This window comes from Vibrio sp. 1249-1, from assembly GCF_033340495.1.
Genome location: NZ_JAWOWJ010000562.1, coordinates 1 through 696 on the forward strand (window position 1 = coordinate 1; position 696 = coordinate 696).

At 39.1% G+C, this 696-nt stretch carries 1 protein-coding gene; it reads right to left on the reverse strand.

Going from position 1 to position 696, the window contains the following annotated elements; translation table 11 throughout:
• On the reverse strand, window positions 1-512 hold a 512-nt coding region (gene ectA, locus R7Z50_RS27615), incomplete at its 3' end, for a diaminobutyrate acetyltransferase (protein ID WP_318149771.1).
• Window positions 513-696: the final 184 nt, after the last annotated feature.

The window sequence follows — 696 nt, forward strand, 5'->3', positions numbered from 1 at the left end:
AAAAACTCTGTATCGTGCTTGCCTTTAAAATGGGCTTTTTCATCCAAAAAAGTGCTGACTTGGCCATGATTGCCGTTCATCGCATCTAACTTTTTGAACAACGCCCAAGAGGCTTGGTTATCTTCCGTGATGGTCGTTTCTACCGATTTAACCTCGCTCAGCGCTTCCCTTTCGAGAAGCTCCTTGAGCATACGAAATGCTAAACCGTTACCTCTGAATCGAGGTGATACAGCGACTTGCCAAATGAATAATACGTCTTGTTCGTCAGGTTTCTGATAACCCGAGATGAAGCCAGCGATGTCGCCTTTGTGCTCAACCAAAACGCTGGTTTTGCTGAAATGCGTTGACTGTAGAAAATTGCAGTAAGAAGAGTTCATGTCCAACGGAGGACAATCTGCAATTAAGCTGTAAATGTCGTCACCATCAGAGATTTTAGGTTCACGAAAAATCCATTTTTTGCTTGGGTCTTCTCCAATTTCTGGATAAAGCACCCAAGGTGCTGATGTGATCATTTTGAAATACATATCCTTTGACGTCTAATTAAATTTCGTATTTATTATGGACATTCTTTACGGTTGAAAATCAAATAATTGGCGTTTTAATCTGGATTAATGCGACCAAAATCACATAAAAACAACATTTAACCTACCATTAAAATAGTTTGAACTCTAATTTATTAACGCATTATCTAATACG